This is a genomic window from Microcoleus sp. Aus8_D2 (assembly GCF_036702665.1).
In the GTDB taxonomy this organism is placed as follows: Bacteria; Cyanobacteriota; Cyanobacteriia; order Cyanobacteriales; family Microcoleaceae; genus Microcoleus.
In genome coordinates this window covers 45,580-62,680 of sequence record NZ_JAUBUN010000017.1, presented here as the reverse complement: position 1 = coordinate 62,680, position 17,101 = coordinate 45,580, and the positions used below count along the sequence as shown (strand labels likewise).

Here is a 17,101-nt window from a genome sequence, read left to right as displayed (position 1 = left end):
AACAAAACGGATTTTGCAATTAATACCCGTTCCAAAAATTAATGCAATCGAAAATCACCAACCAAAAAGGGTATAACCTTAGACTACTGCTGGTTCTAGCAGTTTAACGTTCGAGTAGTTAAACTCGGTTGTTGTCAGTTGGCCTTTTTCTTTCGATCGCACTACTTGCTTGGTCATGACATAATAGTCGCCTATCTTGTCAAAGGTGTCTTCAAATTCCAGTTCTCTGATGATTTCGTTGGTTTCTGGGTTGCGGAAAACGGCATCGTAGTGGCTGGCCAAAGAACCTTCGGGTGTCTCTAAGCTTTTGTGCGTGTCTATGACGAAAGCCATGCGGCCCATCACCCGGCTGACTTGACAAATGGACAGACCTCGGATTTTGTAATTAGATCCCATGGAGTCGCCTTGCACTAAAATATCCACAGCCTCGGTACTGTCCTTCTCGCCGAGGGTGAAGCTGTTTTTGCCGTGGGATTTTTCAAATGTCGATCGCTTGCGGTGGGTAACAATGTCCCGCATTTGGGTGTAAACGCTCTGCTTGACTTCCTCGTCTGCTATGCCGCTGACTTCCACTGTCATGTCTGGAGAAATGGAAACATGACCCGTATATACTTCGTCGCCTTGTTTGAGTTCAATATCGGCGCTGTAACCGGGAAAGTTGGCATCCCAGGTGTAACGGTGTTCGTAAGCAGCGCGAAACAAATCGCGAGCGTTGGCTGGCTCTGTCATAAATCTCTCTTTCTATTTACACCCATCTAGTTTAGCTTAACCTCTCCTGTGCCCTGCATTCACCGCATAGGCGGGTTCCCGACTCTCGCGATCGCCCTCTGAGAGGGTGCTGCGGGGCTGGCCATGCGATCGCCACAAAAATTTAGCCAAAACCGCCGGAATCCCCACAGCATATCGGTACTCCGATTGGTGTTGGGATGGATAGGCGGACTGAGATCCCCAACGGAGTCAGTCAATAGATGTATTGGACAGACGATCGATCCACTCTTCTACCATCTGAGCGATCGTTTTTTCGCTTTGCACTAGCTATAGTCCGCTGTCTGGTTGAGCCTTTGCTCAAATAGTCGAATATGCAGGTTTTTGTCTGTGATGTTGTGTTGCCATTGCCAATACATTAATGCTACCATCATCAGCAAGGAGACAAGCAAATGAGAACAGCTTACCAGTACAAACTTCGACCAACAAAATACCAAACCACAGAGCTAGACAGGTGGTTGTCAATGTTGTGCGCCCAGTACAATTACTTGTTGGCCGATCGATTCAACTGGTACGAGCAAAATCGCTCTCCTGTTAACGCTTGTCCATTGGTTTGTCATCTTCCTGAGTTAAGGGACAACCCAGACTATTTCAGCCAGAAAAAGACTCTACCCCAACTCAATAAAACTCATCCTTGGTACTCCCAAATCAATTCACAAGTACTTCAGGATGCAGTCAAACGAGTTAAGGTAACATTTGACAGATTTCTCAAAGGCGACAGTAACGGTAAACGCAGTGGCCAACCAAGGTTTAAATCTCGCAACCGCTACAAAACCTTTACCTATCCCCAGATGAAAGAGGGATGCTTGCAGGGTAATCGGATTAACTTACCGATGTTCGGTAAAGTCAAGGTAGTTCTACATCGCCCCATACCAGACGGGTATCAGGTGAAAACGGCTTCCGTTACCAAAAAAGCTGATGGATATTACGTAACGCTTTCACTCGAAGATAAAGCAGTACCGGAAATCAAGCCAGATTTCAATCCAGATAACATTACTGGGATTGATATGGGTTTGAAAGAATTATTGACAACTTCTCTTGGTGAAACCGTTGCTATTCCCCAACATTACCGTAAAGCTCAAAAACGCTTGCGAACGATCCAGAAGCGCGTGTCACGCCGTAAAAAAGGCAGTGCCCGCAGGCAGAAAGCAGTCAAGCAACTGGGGAAACAACACAAAAAAGTTGCAGACAAACGGAAAGATTTTCACTTCAAGACAGTGAATTGGTTGCTATCAAAATATGACGTAATTGCACATGAGAATTTAAACGTCAAAGGGCTAGCTCGAACCCGATTGGCTAAATCTGTGTTGGATGCTGGGTGGTCAAGCTTTCTGTTGATACTGGCCAGCAAAGCCGTAAATGCTGGTTTGTCGGTAGTCCCAGTCAGCGCTCACAATACCTCACAAAATTGCTCTGATTGTGGCGAGAAAGTACCCAAAAAACTGCATATTCGTTGGCATGACTGTCCTCATTGTGGGTGCTCTCTTGACCGCGATCGTAATGCAGCTATTAATATCAAAAACAGAGCGGTAGGGCATTCCGTTCTTAAAGCTCAGTTAACGTCCGTTAGCGAAGCGTCTCCGAAGGAGATAGCAATCGCTGGAGTCACTGAGAAGCCCGCATCATATCTGTACTCAGATTGATGTGGGAGTATGTCACTTATAGGTTATCTAGAAAAAACTTGTGTCCGCTTTTGAGAATTTGCACCTGTGGCAACTATCAGATTCCCTCATTAATAAAATGCTAGAAACAGTCTACAAACACTTAGAAAATTTGCAAGAACAAGCTAGCAAATTGCCACCGCCGCAACAGGCAATTTTGACAAAAGCCGTGGAAGATTTATCAAATTGTTTGCAAGAACTGGCAGCCAGCCGCCAGTTTGAAAGCGCGACACATAATGCTGCAAAGTTAGTTGAGGCGGAAAATTTAAATCGCCTTTTAGAACGCACTGTCACCCAGCAAGTGGCGCAACTCAGAAAGCTACAAGAGCAGTTGAACGAAGAAATCCGCCAGCACCGCAGGGAGAATCAAGCATTAACTAAAAGCGAAGCGAAACTTCAAGCTACGCTTCGCAATTCCCCCGATCTAATTACCATTGTCGGCTCCGACGGGCGAGTCCGATATCACAGCGCAGCCCTAGAGCGAGTTTTGGGTTACAAGCCAGAAGAGAGAATTGGCAAGTTTCACGGCGAGTTAATGCATCCAGACGATTTGCTGAATTGGAAGGCATATTTTGGCAAGTTGCTAGAATTTCCTGGAGTTGGGGGTAAAATTGAATATCGCAAACGTCATGCTGAGGGTTCTTGGATCTACTTTGAGGCGATCGGCAACAGTTTGCTTCACGATTCTACCGTGCAGGGAATTATGATTGTTTCTCGGGAAATTGGGGAACGCAAGCAAGCAGAAAGCGCAGTCCTGGAGTCGCAACGGCACTACCAAATTATGTCACAGATTACTTCGGATTTTGCCTATTCTTTTCAGGCACTTCCCAACGGTAACTTTGTTTGTGAGTGGGTAACGGAAGCTTTGGCGCGCGTCAGCGGTCATCTTCCTGAAGAGTTAATTGCGTCGGGCTGGTGGAGCTCAAATATCGTTCACCCTGATGACAGGGAAATGTTAATTAAACAATTAGAAGGGTGTACTTCTAGAAGTATGGGGGTCAATGAGTATCGCATTGTTAACAAAAATGGTGGTGTGCGCTGGGTGCGGGACTCCTGGCAAGCGGTTTGGGACAAAACTGAAGGGCGGGTTGTCCGTTTGTGGGGCGCTTGTCAGGAAATTACCGATCGCAAGCAAGTAGAGTTGAAACAGCAACTTGTTAATGAAGTTTTGCAAGCGCAGATAGCATCGGCACCCTTGGCGATTAATTGTACCAGCAATGACGGCAGCACCCTGGTCTGGAACCGCGCCGCCGAAGAACTTTTTGGCTGGACTGCTGCTGAGGTTTTGGGGCAACCATTGCCGAATATTCCTGAAGGACAAAAGCAGGATTTCTACGCGCTGCTGAAGTCTGTGGGTAATGGCAAACCGGAAAACGGTTTGGAAGTATCTTTGTTGAAAAAAGATGGTAGTTCGATCGATCTTTGGCTTTGGGCCACACCCGTACAAGATGCAGGTGGCGAGACACTAGGCAGTATCAACATATTTTCTGACCTTTCAGAACGCAAGCGCATAGAGGAGGAGCGCCAAAAACTAGCATCGTTGAAAAATATGGAAGAACCTTTTTGGGCGCGCTATGTCAGCCGCCCGCCAACCCAGAAAAAAAATGGCGATCGGTAATTCCCTTAAGCATAAGTTATACCAATTTGAAGAAATTTTGCAGAATCAGAAATTAGAAATTTTCACCTGTAGGGAAACGGCAGGGCGCCGTGTCCGGCCGAGAGTTAGGCCTGCCGGACAGATAATTTCTATACGGTTAATAACCGTAGCAGCAATTTTTTAAATTGGTATTAAAAACAATTACAACTGCCAAGCAGCAATCTTCTGCTGCCGATATCATCTCCAGTAAAATAACCGTTATAGCGTTGTAGTAAGGAAGTCCGTTTTCTGAGTTTTATGAGGACGGACTCCTCACTACAAAGCTATTTGAGCGGTCGATAAATCGCACATAATATAATAAATACACCCTGATGTTACCTTTATTCGTTACTATGCTGTGCTAGACAAAATCCTAATGACCTAAAAATAATTTAGTAACGTGCCATCGAAGTTATTGAGCAAATCTATAGATGCAAGTGTCAGATTTTCGAGGCAGAAGACTTGTCTGCATGATAAATATTCAACTTTTTGAATGCGGGAATTAAATCTTTACTGGTGTAGAGATTTTTGCTGGCTCCTCAAAGCGTCTAACTCTACGTGAGCCTGACAAGCTTTACTAGAGTCAATACAATCTAAGACATTACCAATTACCTTAGAAAGGTGCAAAGCCGAACTGTGAGCTTGCTGGATAAAAGCTCTCTCCTCTATTGGATCGTCCGCCATATCGTCTACAGTTAGTTGTAGATAGCCAATAATGTGATTTAGTGGAGTGCGCAGCTCGTGGGATGCGGTTGACAAAAACTCCTTTTTGAGCTGGGACAGTTCTTGTGCTCGCTGGCTGCGTTCTTGGTAGAGCGTGGCTAGGGCGATCGCACTTCCGACTTGATCGGCAAGTTCTTCTACGAATTCGATCTGGCCTTGAGTCCAAGGTCGATCGGCATTACCATCATTCCCCGACAATCCGCCCTCGCACCGATGCAAGCTAATTATGCCATTAGGTTGGTTTTGATAAGCCGTAGCCACTACTAGCACCGAGTGCCGATCGAAAGGATCGTTGGCTCCTAACGATTCTACTACCACCGGTTTGAGGGTGGCTAGAGCTTCCTTGATATGAGGTGCTGATGTCAGCGAGATTTCCACTCCCAACATGGGTAAAAATGGTTTTTGGCAGTATTCGGCAGCTACTTTAACTTGCTGGCTAAAACTTGGATAGGGACAAATGGTGCAGCGGCTGACACCTAATGTTTGTCCCAGAGAGTTAACTGTTTGCTGCCAAATGGTATCGAGATCCAAAGTTCGACGAATCTTTCTGCCAATTTGGAGCAAAAGTTTTTGCGATTGAGCTGATATTTGCTGATTCATAGCAACCCTTTTACTACTAGACTGGCAAAAGTCTAACACTCCACCAACACAGCAGAAATTTACTTAATTTGCCAGGTGCAAACTGTCCAAATAGGGGCTTGCGTAATTACACTTGAATGTTGCCACACCCTGTAAAAAAATACTAGGTATTTTTAGTATCTTTACAATATATTTAGAATTCTCACATAAAATTGAATGCGTCAAGTATTTTTAATACAACTTTACATTAGGGGCTGTGGAAGTTAAATCAGTCCTATGGGGGGTTTATTCGCAGGTGCGATCCCCAGGAGACAGATCGAGACGATCTGTTATCCTACCCTCCTCATACCATTGATGCGAATTTTGCGTGGGCTAGGAAGCGGTGGGCGCGATCGGTCTCAGACCAAAACACCGAAGAAGGGATATTGGGTGCGGATAAAGTAAAAATCGATACTGCGGTGGACGATCGAACTATGTTTGGAGGGAAATTATAAAATATGGATTACTTTTATTCACTAATTGGTACTCAGGGATACACTGCTCCCGACATTATTAAGCGAGTAATATACAGATTTGTCATGTCATAATTGGTCATTGGTAATTGGTCAGTGAATTGGTAAGACAACTGGCAATACACCAAAGTTGAGAACAGCTATAGCTGTTTTTTACCTCTTGCTTCTTGCTTATTCCCTCCTTTGGGTGCGGGGAAAAGTTTTGCTTCTTGCTGATTTGCTCTGACTTGTTACCTCGAACTTCCGCTCTCAGCATCCATCCGTTAAATCCGTCAAATCCCTGAAACTGGTTCGTGCCGGCGAGCCAATACGCTTGGGATAAGCTGTATTGCATTTAGTTTGGATATTTGGGGCCGCCAGGATACCGACCCCACAAGAGTTTTTCTCAAATTAGCCTGTGTTTGGGGCGGGCAGGATGCCCACCCCACAAGAGTTTTTCTCAAATTAGCCTGTGTTTGGGGCGGGCAAGATGCCCACCCCACAAAAGTTTTAATAAAATGAGGGTTCCTCTCTTCGGACAACCCAGAACTGAACCATATTGCCCGATTACCAATGACCAATGACCACCCTTCGACTTCGCTCTGGGTAAAATGACCCATGACCCATGACCCATGACCCATGACCCATGACCTATGACCTATGACCGATGATTAATTTTTAAAGAGCGGTTCTTGATAAAGCGGCACAGTAAAAGTAACAGTAGATCCGAGTCCTTCCCCCATACTGTAAAAATTTACTGTACCCCCCATTGCTTCAATCAGTTTTTGAGAAATAGCCAATCCCAAACCGGTACCGCCGTATTGCCTGGTACGCTCGCCGTCTACCTGAAAAAATGACTCAAATAATTTATCTTGTTTGTCCAGAGAAACCCCAATGCCCGTATCAGCAACTCGGATTTTCACTATTCCGGGTAACTCCTGGTTGTTAACAGTGACTTTTTTCTTAATAACTTCGGCACTGATGCGAATTCCTCCTTCCCCGGTAAATTTAATCGCATTTCCCGTGAGGTTCAAAATTACCTGAAGCAGGCGTTGGTAGTTGCCGTACAACATAATCTCGTCCTCGGCAGCGGGTGTTTTGATTTGAAATTGCAATCGCTTTTGCTGCACTTGAACTCGCGTAAAATTCTCAACTTGCTGCAAAAGTTCGCCGAGTTTGACGGGAGCGAAGTCTAACTCCATTTTGCCAGCTTCAATTTTAGCGATCTCCAAAATATCGTTAATCACATTCAACAAGTGTAATGCCGATCGATAAGCTTCTTCGATAAATTGGTGCGCTTCTTCGGGGTCATCTGCCATGCCGTCCATAACCAGTTTCAGGAAGCCGAGGATGCCGTTGAGGGGCGTGCGGAGTTCGTGGGAAGTATTGGCAAGAAATTGACTTTTAAGTTGGGAAAGAGCGACGGCTTCGGCGCGGGCTTGTTCTAATTCTTGGTACAGTGTAGCGTGGGCGATCGCGCTGCCGACTTGAGCAACTAACTCGCGGGCGAATTCGAGTTCGACAGGACTCCATTTCGGGGAATTGCCGCAGCGGTGCAAACTGATTAGTGCATTGGGTTGGTCTTCATAGGAGGTAGCTGCTACGAGTACGGAATGGCGATCGAAGCGATCGGCGATGGGGGAGGCGTAATCGATTGCTACGGGTTTTAAGGTGGCTAAAGTTTGAATCCACCCCGGCTGTTCGGCTGCGCGCAGTTCTAATCCCAGCATCGAAGAGTAAGCTTCTTGGCGGTACTCAGCTACTACTTTAAAAGTTTTCGATTGGAGACTTTCAATTTGAGCAGCAGAAAGCGGGGGCGATCGATCGCTGGCAATTGACTGTTGCAATTCGGCTGCTGGGGCTGGAGAATTTGGTTGATTTTCCGAGGTAGTGAAGGGGGAGGATTCGAGGTTGTCGCTGTCTTTTTTGGAGGAACAGATGATGCAGCGGCTCGCGTTCAAAACTTCACCCAAACTGTTGACTGTTTGCTGCCAAATTGTCTCTAAGTCGAGGGTTCTGTGCAGGTTTTGAGCGATTTGGGAGATGATTTTGCGATCGATTTCCGAGTAGGGAGTGAGGGCTCTACCGATGAGGCTGGCTGGATACAGGATTTGTTGGCTAGCGTCTGAGGAAGATGGCAAAGCTGGATATGGCATGAATTCTGGGGAATCTGCCGGCAATTCTGCGGGTTTGTCAGACAGCAGCCTGCCCATAACTAAGACTTTTGTAGCTTTGCCGTTTGAGTCGATCGCCGGAGTGACTGTCAAGTCGAAGAGAAAATATTGTCCGGCGTGGCAAAATGGATAGCTGAACCGTTGCGGTACGAGGGTTTCGAGCGCCCGCCGCAGCCGATGGAGATAAGGCGCAGGGGCGATCGGTTGCAGGGTTTCCCTGAGAGGGCGATCGACAATTTGCTCTGCTTTAAGGTTATAGTGCTCGGCTTTTTGCCAGTAAAAAGATAGGTATCGACCCCTGGCGTCTTGGGTAAATACTAATTCTGCCCCTAACTCTTGAAAAAAGGCTGTAGAGGCGAGGCTCGATCGCCGGAAATCGGTGTTAGAGTCCATCAGAGTTGGGGATGAAAGTAGTTCTGATTTATTAATTTTATGTTTTTCTAGCAGATGTTGAAGTCAGAAGGCTTTAGTTATCGTCGCGAAATCGGGCTTTAGTTATCCTCGCGAGATCGGCACTCGACCGCAGGGGGAAATGGCCATTAAGAACCTTCTCACCGTCGGGCGCGGTTGCTATAATTCTCAACTCAAGACTCAAAATTGTTTTGGGCTTCGACCGTTAATTTGTGAGCGATCGCAGAAAGAAGAAGTCCTGCAGGTCGGCGGAAGAAGGAATAAACAATATCAGAGTTCATGTTTCAGTAATTAAGAGCTTCCTAACTTTCGGGCGCGGTTGCTATCTTAATTAACTAAAAAGTTGTCGCCTCTTTAATTAATAATTTCACAGCTCAAAACTCACTCTTCACAACTTTTTTACGCTTCTGCCATTGCGTTTTGAGTTATTAATGAACTAAAAAAAATCTGAATTCTTTAATTCACAACTTAACTCAAAACCCACAACTATTTGTTGTCAGCCGTTTTGGGTAATTAACAAAGCAAAATTAAGATTTAGGAATTAGTAGTCTGCACTGATTAACGATCTCGTTTGAAAATTTAGCCAAAATTTGAGGCTGCGAACAATTCAAGTCGAGGACTGCCGATCGCATTTTGTCCGTCACAATAGAAGAGTTCCGAGGTTTTAAGTTAGCCCAGTTCGCTCCGAACAACCTGTAGCTTTCGCCCTGAAATCTGCCGGAACTCGAAGCCGGAGCTCGCGCGATCGAAATTTCACACCCATAAATTTCATAGCCAGCAGATTGGCGCGTCTCCGGCTTTGACAGGAGAGAACCTCAGTCGTTCCACTCGCCACGGGGCGGGACTGGGGGGGTGCGGCGCAAACTCATAGCCTGATCGTCTTCGCGACGCTCGCCTCTGAGCCACTGCTTGATTGCTGTTTCAATGACTTTGCTGGGGTCATTTGTCAAGTGCTTAATTTGGTCTAGCAGTTCAGAATCGATATGGATAGACAGTTCCACTTTTTCTGACGAACTGTGGGAGGGTATACTTGACTCGCTCATAGTTAAAAAATCCTAGTTTTAATTCTTTAGTTTCAATTCCTTCTAGGAATTTACGCCTTTTTGTTTTGAAGGAAGTGTGTTGAAGGAAGTGATGGCCTACCTCTAGTAGAGATGCACAGCGGATGAAAACCTATATTTTTTACACCCTTACCGTCCCGCTTCCGTCATTTGACCAAATTATCTGCTTCTTGTCAAGCGCTAGCAACTTCTCACCAATATTTTTAAGTTGGCGATCGCCCTCTATAGAACAACCTGACCCCAAAAATCGATACCGTGCCACGTACAAGCGTCGTGAGCCGCCCAAAATTTGAGATCCGAGTTCCTGCTCCCAAATTCACGGAGCTGCAAGAAGTAAATCTCAAATCGTTCTCCTCTAGCGTGACTCTCCTCTAGCGCTCGCTAAACGTCTCGCCGAACGTCTCACGCCGAAGTCTCAAATCTCAAATCGAAAAATGGAAAAATGGAAAATCGACTGACTGGGCTGGGGGTGGAGGACGGATGCTGGCGATCGGGAATATTCCCTACCGTTCAACAGCTTTTTGTACAGTAACAGAGAGAAAAGTTTTTTCCTGGGAGGGCGTCTTGGAGCAACAGGGGATAATCAAGATAGCATAAATACAATGGCTATGTCAACCCATAGCCGAGAAAAAATTAAATTGTATCTAAGTCTCTAAATGACTATAAATGACTGTAGATTGAATGAAGTTTTATAATACAACAAAAGTCAATCTTTTGCCGATAGGTTTTATGACAAACGTTCCTGTATCTCGCATTCGTAATTTTTCGATTATTGCTCACATCGACCACGGAAAATCCACTTTGGCCGATCGCCTGTTGCAGGCGACTGGAACTGTGCAAGCACGGGAGATGAAGGAGCAGTTTTTAGACAATATGGATATCGAACGCGAACGTGGCATTACGATCAAGCTGCAAGCGGCTCGGATGAATTACACTGCCAAGGACGGTCAGGAGTACGTGCTGAACCTGATCGACACTCCCGGACACGTTGACTTCTCCTACGAGGTTTCGCGATCGCTCGCTGCTTGCGAAGGGGCGCTGCTGGTGGTAGACGCATCTCAAGGCGTGGAAGCACAAACCTTGGCAAATGTCTACCTTGCCTTGGGAAACAATTTGGAAATTATTCCGGTTCTAAATAAAATTGACCTACCGGGAGCGGAACCGGAACGGGTAAAAGGGGAAATTGAAGAAATTATCGGTCTGGACTGTAGCGGGGCGATTGAGGCTTCGGCTAAGGAAGGAATTGGTATTGATGAGATTTTGGAGGCGATCGTCGAATTGGTGCCGCCGCCGCAGGATACTGTTGACAAACCGCTGCGGGCGCTAATTTTTGACAGTTATTACGATGCTTATCGCGGGGTAATTGTGTATTTCCGGGTGATGGACGGAAGTGTTAAAAAGGGCGATCGGGTGTTGTTGATGGTTTCGGGGAAGGAATATGTCATTGATGAATTGGGCATCCTGTCACCGACACAAGTACAAGTAGATGAATTGCACGCGGGGGAAGTTGGTTATCTAGGCGCGGCAATTAAGGCGGTAGCTGATGCTCGCGTCGGGGATACGATTACTTTGGTCAAAAAGCCTGCACCAGAGCCTTGGCCTGGTTATACGGAGGCTAAGCCGATGGTTTTTTGTGGCTTATTCCCGATCGATGCCGACCAATTTCCCGACTTGCGGGAAGCTTTGGAAAAACTGGAACTCAACGATGCGGCGCTTTCCTACGAACCGGAAACTTCTAGCGCGATGGGATTTGGTTTCCGCTGCGGTTTCTTGGGTTTGCTGCACATGGAAATTGTGCAGGAAAGACTGGAAAGAGAATACAATTTGGATTTGATTGTTACGGCTCCTTCTGTGGTTTATCAAGTCACAACAATCAAGGGAGAAGTGTTAACAATTGACAATCCGAGCCACTTGCCAGATCCTCAGTATCGGGAGAAGATTGAGGAACCTTACGTGCGGGTAGAAATGCTGTCGCCGGAAACTTATGTGGGCGCGCTGATGGAGTTATCTCAAAGTCGGCGGGGCATTTTTATGGATATGAAGTATCTGAGTCAGGGGCGGACTACCTTGGTTTACGAGTTACCTTTGGCGGAGGTGGTGACGGACTTTTTCGATCAGATGAAATCGCGATCGCGCGGTTATGCGAGTATGGAGTATCACATCATCGGTTATCGCGAAAATCCGTTGGTGAAATTGGACATTTTAATTAATGGCGATCCGGTTGATGCTTTGGCGATGATCGTGCACCGGGATAAGGCTTACAATGTGGGGCGCGGCTTGACGGAGAAACTGAAGGAGTTGATTCCCCGCCACCAGTTTAAGGTGCCGATTCAAGCGACTATTGGCGCTAAGGTGATTGCTTCGGAACATATTCCGGCTTTGCGGAAAGATGTGTTGGCGAAGTGTTACGGCGGCGATATTTCGCGGAAGAAGAAGTTGCTACAAAAGCAGGCGAAGGGTAAGAAGCGGATGAAGTCTGTTGGTACTGTGGATGTGCCGCAGGAGGCTTTTATGGCTGTGCTGAAGCTCGATCGCGATTCGTAATTTGTGTGTTGGGGCGATCGCACTTTTTACCGAAGGGCGATCGCACTTTCAGCTAATAAATGATTGCAGATTACTCATCATCATCCTCATCATCCGGGCCAAATAAGTCGCTAGCCTTACTACCCAAAAGTCCAAAAATCGCACCCACGCCCATATTCCAAGTCGTATTGCAACTCTCAAAAATCCGAACTTGTTGGGGAGATAGACTATCCTTAGTACCAAGCGATACACACACGCCTCCAGAAAGTAAGGTAAAACAAATCACGCTGAAGAAGACTTGCTGGAAAACTGGGGGAATTTGAGGAGGAGTATTTTTAGGACTCATTTGAGTAGATTTGGGTTTAGCGGGTGTGATATTAGATTTAGTTTTCACCGTGGCTACCTTTGATTGAATATGTTTTAATCTTAAAGACTCAAAGCTGGAAAGTCAGCCTGTGTATAGGTTTCAGTTACTATGAGTTTGGTATGCGTTTGGGATGTGTTTGGTTGGCGATGCTCGCTATAATACTTAAAAGGTTTGTAATTTGGCTATGGCGTCGCTCAAAGCATCCGAGGCAGGAATCGAAAAAATAAATATACGTTTTACAGACAAAGGCTGGAGTCGCCAAGACTTAGCCGATCGAGTTGTAATAGGGGAGGGCAAAAAGTCCAAGGAAGGGATTGATATTCAAGTTATTCATAAGTTTTTTACCCAGAAGAGTGTCAGCAGCCAGTATTTTGTGGGAATTTGCAAGGCTTTAGAGTTGGATTGGCAGGAAATTCGAGAACCCAATGGAACGCCACCGCCCCCAATACTACCAAATCACAATCCCATCCCAGAAATAGAACAGCCAAATATCAAATACGATAATCCCTTTCGTCCGACAAGTGGCAAAATAGACGATCGCCGCTTTTTCTTTGGCAGACAGCGGGAAATTCGGCGGGTATTCGAGACTCTGAATAGTGGCAGTAGTGTAGCAATTGTTGGCGAAAGAGCGATCGGCAAAAGTTCTCTGCTACAAGCCATTTACCAACAAGCACCAAATCAACTCCGTCCTCCGCGCCAACCCATTTACCTCAACTTGCAAGATGTTTATGATGAAGATGATTTTTACTGTGCTTTGTGCAGCGAAGTCAATATAGATATAGCGAAGGGATATTTACTAAAACGGGCTTTAGAATCGCACCGACTGCTGTTGCTTTTAGATGAAGTTGAGAAAATGAACTGGAATGGATTTACTAACCAAATACGCGGTCAATTGCGGGGTTTAGCGGAGGGAACAAACGCACCTTTGCGTCTAGTTGTCGCCGCCTGCACCTCTCTCGATACGCTGTTTCCTGACAGTCAAGACCAAAATATGACATCTCCTTTCAAAGGAATTTGCATTGAGGAAACTCTGAAGCGATGGGATGATGAAATCAGTCGCAAATTTATTGCAAGCCGCCTCCAGGCTGATTGGTTAACACCTGTTGCCCAACCCGTGAGTTTTACAGAGGATGAAATTGCGAGTTTAATTGCTGAAAGTGGTGGCTATCCTCAGAAATTGATGCAGTTGTGCTATCAAACTTACGATCGCTATCTTTGCGATCGATCCAATATTTTGTAGGGGCAGGTTCACCAACAATAATTGTCGCCAACCAACAATTCTGATAAACCTGCCCCCACCCAACGACAAATCCCAATCTACCAATAACCAAATATCCAGTAGGGGCAGGTTCACCAACAATAATTGCCACCAACCAACAAATCTGATAAACCTGCCCCCACCCAACGATAAATCCCAATCTACCAATAACCAAATATCCAGTAGGGGCAGGTTCGCCAACAATAATTGCCACCAACCGACAATTATCATAAACCTGCCCCCACCCAACGACAAATCCCAATCTACCAATAACCAAATATCCAGTAGGGGCAGGTTCGCCAACAATAATTGCCATTAACCAACAAATCTCATAAACCTGCCCTCACTCACCCAACGACAAATCCCTATCTACCTTCTTTTCAAACACTGAACGGTATTCGAGCATAATACATAGGCCGGGGCGGGTTTTTGAAATTGTCGATTTTTGGCAATGATTGTTGGTGAACCCGCCCCTACGGAAATAACGCTCGATCGACCTGAAATAATCAGTTACAAAATCAGTTGCCGAACTTCCTTCTGCTATATAACCAATCCTAAATTTTATTTATCTCCACCTATTTTATGAATCAAAACCATCACCCCGTTCCTCGATTAGATTTAGCTCCCAAACTGAAGCGTCCTCTTTCTTTGTCGAATCCTTTAGATTACCTGCGATTGTTATATTGGGTGTTTTTCTTTCCTCAAGCTGTGCGGTGGTATGAGTTTATTTTTGGGGGTGAATCTAATTTAAAAGATGCCAAAACGTGGCGAGAAAGGTGGGATTGGTTGCGTCAAAATCCAGTCCAGCGTCAGTTAATTTTGCAAGCTTTGATATTAATACTTGCTATCACTCTAGGTTTTAATATATTTTTTTTAGGCCTCAGTATTCCTATTAATTGGTGGGTTGTAGTGTTAGGCGTAGGGTTCCCTGTTGCCTATGGCGTGGGGTTGGCCGTGGAGTTCGGCGTAGCATCCGGTGTGGCATTCGGCATGGCGTTCGGCATGGTTTTGGGCATGACCTACGGCGCGGCCTCCGGCATAGCGTCCAGCGTGGCGTCCGGCCTGGGGTTAGGCCTGGCATTAGGTATTAGCTTGGGCGTGAGGTCAGGTGTGGGAGTGGGCGTGGCGTCTGCTGTAGGGATGGGTGCGGGGTTGGGTGTGGGTTTGGGCGTATTGTCCGGTGTGGGTTCCGGCGTGAGGTTTGGCGTGGCGTTGGGCTTGGGGTTAGGATTGGCGTCAGTCGTGGCGATCGCACGTCCTGAAAATTGGCTGTTCGCTTTACCGTCTATCCTACTCCAGCGCCAACAGCAAAATAGACAATTTCCTCACATTACCCCGCTTCCCCTTCCTTACCTGTCTGCTCAAATAGCTAATTGGCTGAGGCGGGATTGGGAAACAGGATTGCACAACATTGACGAACTACTAAAATTTACTCTTCAGTTTATCCCGGTTATTAAAGCTGTAAATTGCGTACTAGCAGAGACACCAAAAGACCAAATCATCTATCGCCTCGCTCAATTATCAGAAAATCCTTATGATTGGAATTTAGTGCGTTTTGCCTCAGCTTCTCTTAGTCAAAAAATGAAGTTAGAAGCAGTGGCAGGTTTTTTCAGCTTCATACCTTGGAAACAACAAATTCAAGCTCGTTTTCAAACAGAAATTCGTTTAAATACTCCTGCCCGTGCCTCTGCCGCTGGTTTCTGGTATCTCCACGAACAGGAACCAGACAAAGCTACAGCAGCTTTTGCTGTAGTCCGAGATTTGCTTTATGGAGAGGAGATGTTTGCCTTAGCGCAAATTCTCACAAGTTGTCACCAAACAGCAGAACTAGCCGAGATTGCCGCCTTGAAACTGCCACCTTCCCCAAATCCACCTCTGCTTCGCGGGACTACTTGGGAAGCAATTGCCTCTCTGCGTCGGGTAATAGTCGATGTTCAACTTATCCAGAATAGTGTATCTCTTTTTGCCCGTTCTCTTGCCAGCAACCGAGCATTAGGTCAGCTTAAAACTATCTTAAATCAAGCTGGAGTTATACCTATATCTGAACGAAATTTAATTGTCAAAATAGTCAAAAAATGGTTAGAGATATTACTGCAATTCACAGTTGAAATAGGAGATATTTCAATTACTCAACCTGTCAGCAACCCCTATACCATAGGCGATCCAGTCCAAGGCAATCAGTTTGTCGGCCGCGAAGACATCATCAGAGAGCTAGAGGAGTTGTGGGTACAGGGCGATCGCCTGCAATCTGTTGCTCTCTACGGTCATCGGCGGATGGGGAAAACTTCAATTTTGTTGAATGCTAGCAACTGCCTCGGAGCAAAGGTACAGGTAGCCTATGTCAATGTGTCGCTGGTGGCAGATTGTTCTCAGGGAGTCGGCGAATTGCTCATATTCGTTACCGATGCCATTGCCAAAACAGTCAAAATTGCACCTCCGGGCGATCGCGATTTACTCGATTTGCCCTATATCACTTTTCGACGCTATATCGAACAAGTCATCGGAAATATAGAAGGCGGATTGATCGTTGCTTTAGACGAGTTTGAAAAAATCGAAGAATTGATCGACGCTGGGAAAATCGATCGCGATTTTATCGGTTTCTTGCGCGGCATGGTGCAAATGAGTTCTAAAATAGCCTTTGCGTTTGCCGGATTGCACACCTTAGACGAAATGACCGAGGATTATTTCAATCCTTTTTTTGCTAGCATTATCCCCATCCGAGTCGGTTTCCTGAGTTTGGGTGCAACTCGCCAAGTTTTAGCCAATCCCGATGATGATTTCCTCCTCGACTACAAACCGGAAGCACTCGATCGCATTTACGAACTAACAGGCGGCCAACCCTATCTCACGCAATTAATCGGATTTCTATTAGTCCGCCACTACAACGACCAAGTATTTGAAATGGGACACCCCCGCGATCCAATGTTTAGCATAGAAGATGTGGAAACAGTCATCAATGACCCGGATTTTTTCAGCAGAGGTCGCTACTATTTTACAGGAATTTGGGGTCAAGCAATGGAAGGTGCACCGGGACAACAGCAGATTTTAAGAGCACTAGCACCTCACTTAGACGGAATGAATTTCGACAGGCTGAGTGCAGAAATAGGGATGGATAGAAAAAGTTTAGAGGAAGCATTAAAAACCCTGGAACGTCACGATGTGGTTCAACAAAGTGATGGTTGCTACTGTATTAGTGTGGAACTATTTCGCCGTTGGGTTCAGATGTCATTGGGAGGGAACGGGTAAATAGTTATGTTGGAAGCATCTCAAGCTCTGTAGGGTGTGGATCCATTGACAATTCTCAAGAAAAAAGCGACCATCTAATAGCGACGCACCTCTTTTTTTCAAGCTCTGTAGGGTGTGGATCCATTGACAATTCTCAAGAAAAAAGCGACCATCTAATAGCGACGCACCTCTTTTTTTCAAGCTCTGTAGGGTGTGGATCCATTGAC

The 17,101-nt window shown here is 45.9% G+C and carries 11 protein-coding genes; 5 read left to right on the top strand and 6 right to left on the bottom strand.

The features are described 5' to 3' along the window. Positions 1–78 precede the first annotated feature (78 nt). Both QUB64_RS15470 and QUB64_RS15465 read right to left on the bottom strand, forming a co-directional pair. Positions 79–729 carry a DUF3386 domain-containing protein gene (locus QUB64_RS15470; RefSeq protein WP_333271368.1) on the bottom strand — a complete coding sequence of 217 codons (651 nt, stop codon included), beginning with the start codon at positions 727–729 and terminating at the stop codon, positions 79–81. 59 nt (positions 730–788) lie between these two features. Beyond that, entirely contained in the window at positions 789–965 is a 177-nt protein-coding gene (locus QUB64_RS15465) for a hypothetical protein (RefSeq protein ID WP_333271366.1), read from the bottom strand. Between the two features lie 192 nt (positions 966–1,157). Here QUB64_RS15465 and QUB64_RS15460 point away from each other — a divergent pair, with 192 nt between their 5' ends. Continuing rightward, a complete protein-coding gene (locus QUB64_RS15460; protein WP_333271363.1) occupies positions 1,158–2,408 on the top strand; it encodes an RNA-guided endonuclease InsQ/TnpB family protein in 1,251 nt (416 codons plus the stop codon). A gap of 40 nt (positions 2,409–2,448) precedes the next feature. Beyond that, complete coding sequence (locus QUB64_RS15455; RefSeq protein ID WP_333271360.1) at positions 2,449–4,044, top strand: PAS domain-containing protein; 1,596 nt, start codon at positions 2,449–2,451, stop codon at positions 4,042–4,044. Positions 4,045–4,572: 528 nt separating this feature from the next. On the opposite strand, the gene QUB64_RS15450 is transcribed toward QUB64_RS15455, so the two are convergent. The 3 genes from QUB64_RS15450 to QUB64_RS15440 form a co-directional block, all read right to left on the bottom strand. Beyond that, positions 4,573–5,385 (bottom strand): GAF domain-containing sensor histidine kinase, encoded by an 813-nt coding sequence (locus QUB64_RS15450; RefSeq protein WP_333271357.1) that lies wholly within the window; start codon positions 5,383–5,385, stop codon positions 4,573–4,575. Positions 5,386–6,526: 1,141 nt separating this feature from the next. After that, the gene (locus QUB64_RS15445) at positions 6,527–8,422 is read right to left on the bottom strand and encodes an ATP-binding protein (RefSeq protein ID WP_333271355.1); all 1,896 of its coding nucleotides are present in this window, start codon (positions 8,420–8,422) and stop codon (positions 6,527–6,529) included. Between the two features lie 833 nt (positions 8,423–9,255). After that, positions 9,256–9,483 (bottom strand): type II toxin-antitoxin system CcdA family antitoxin, encoded by a 228-nt coding sequence (locus QUB64_RS15440; protein ID WP_333271352.1) that lies wholly within the window; start codon positions 9,481–9,483, stop codon positions 9,256–9,258. Between the two features lie 747 nt (positions 9,484–10,230). Here QUB64_RS15440 and lepA point away from each other — a divergent pair. Continuing rightward, a complete protein-coding gene (gene lepA, locus QUB64_RS15435) occupies positions 10,231–12,045 on the top strand; it encodes a translation elongation factor 4 (protein ID WP_333271349.1) in 1,815 nt (604 codons plus the stop codon). Positions 12,046–12,115: 70 nt separating this feature from the next. On the opposite strand, the gene QUB64_RS15430 is transcribed toward lepA, so the two are convergent. After that, positions 12,116–12,370: a hypothetical protein gene (locus QUB64_RS15430; RefSeq protein ID WP_333271347.1), complete on the bottom strand. Its 255-nt coding sequence runs from the start codon at positions 12,368–12,370 to the stop codon at positions 12,116–12,118. A 205-nt stretch (positions 12,371–12,575) separates the two neighbouring features. Here QUB64_RS15430 and QUB64_RS15425 point away from each other — a divergent pair, with 205 nt between their 5' ends. Both QUB64_RS15425 and QUB64_RS15420 read left to right on the top strand, forming a co-directional pair. After that, complete coding sequence (locus tag QUB64_RS15425) at positions 12,576–13,631, top strand: nSTAND1 domain-containing NTPase (protein ID WP_333271345.1); 1,056 nt, start codon at positions 12,576–12,578, stop codon at positions 13,629–13,631. A gap of 600 nt (positions 13,632–14,231) precedes the next feature. Next, on the top strand, positions 14,232–16,895 hold the full coding sequence (locus QUB64_RS15420) for an AAA family ATPase (RefSeq protein ID WP_333271343.1): 2,664 nt from the start codon (positions 14,232–14,234) through the stop codon (positions 16,893–16,895). Positions 16,896–17,101: the final 206 nt, after the last annotated feature.

Bases quoted from the DNA above. Each gene is read 5' to 3' on its own strand.
- QUB64_RS15420 (WP_333271343.1), top strand. From the start codon at position 14,232: ATGAATCAAAACCATCACCCCGTTCCTCGATTAGATTTAGCTCCCAAA.
- lepA (WP_333271349.1), top strand. From the start codon at position 10,231: ATGACAAACGTTCCTGTATCTCGCATTCGTAATTTTTCGATTATTGCT.
- QUB64_RS15460 (WP_333271363.1), top strand. From the start codon at position 1,158: ATGAGAACAGCTTACCAGTACAAACTTCGACCAACAAAATACCAAACC.
- QUB64_RS15425 (WP_333271345.1), top strand. From the start codon at position 12,576: ATGGCGTCGCTCAAAGCATCCGAGGCAGGAATCGAAAAAATAAATATA.
- QUB64_RS15450 (WP_333271357.1), bottom strand. From the start codon at position 5,385: ATGAATCAGCAAATATCAGCTCAATCGCAAAAACTTTTGCTCCAAATT.
- QUB64_RS15445 (WP_333271355.1), bottom strand. From the start codon at position 8,422: ATGGACTCTAACACCGATTTCCGGCGATCGAGCCTCGCCTCTACAGCC.
- QUB64_RS15440 (WP_333271352.1), bottom strand. From the start codon at position 9,483: ATGAGCGAGTCAAGTATACCCTCCCACAGTTCGTCAGAAAAAGTGGAA.
- QUB64_RS15430 (WP_333271347.1), bottom strand. From the start codon at position 12,370: ATGAGTCCTAAAAATACTCCTCCTCAAATTCCCCCAGTTTTCCAGCAA.
- QUB64_RS15470 (WP_333271368.1), bottom strand. From the start codon at position 729: ATGACAGAGCCAGCCAACGCTCGCGATTTGTTTCGCGCTGCTTACGAA.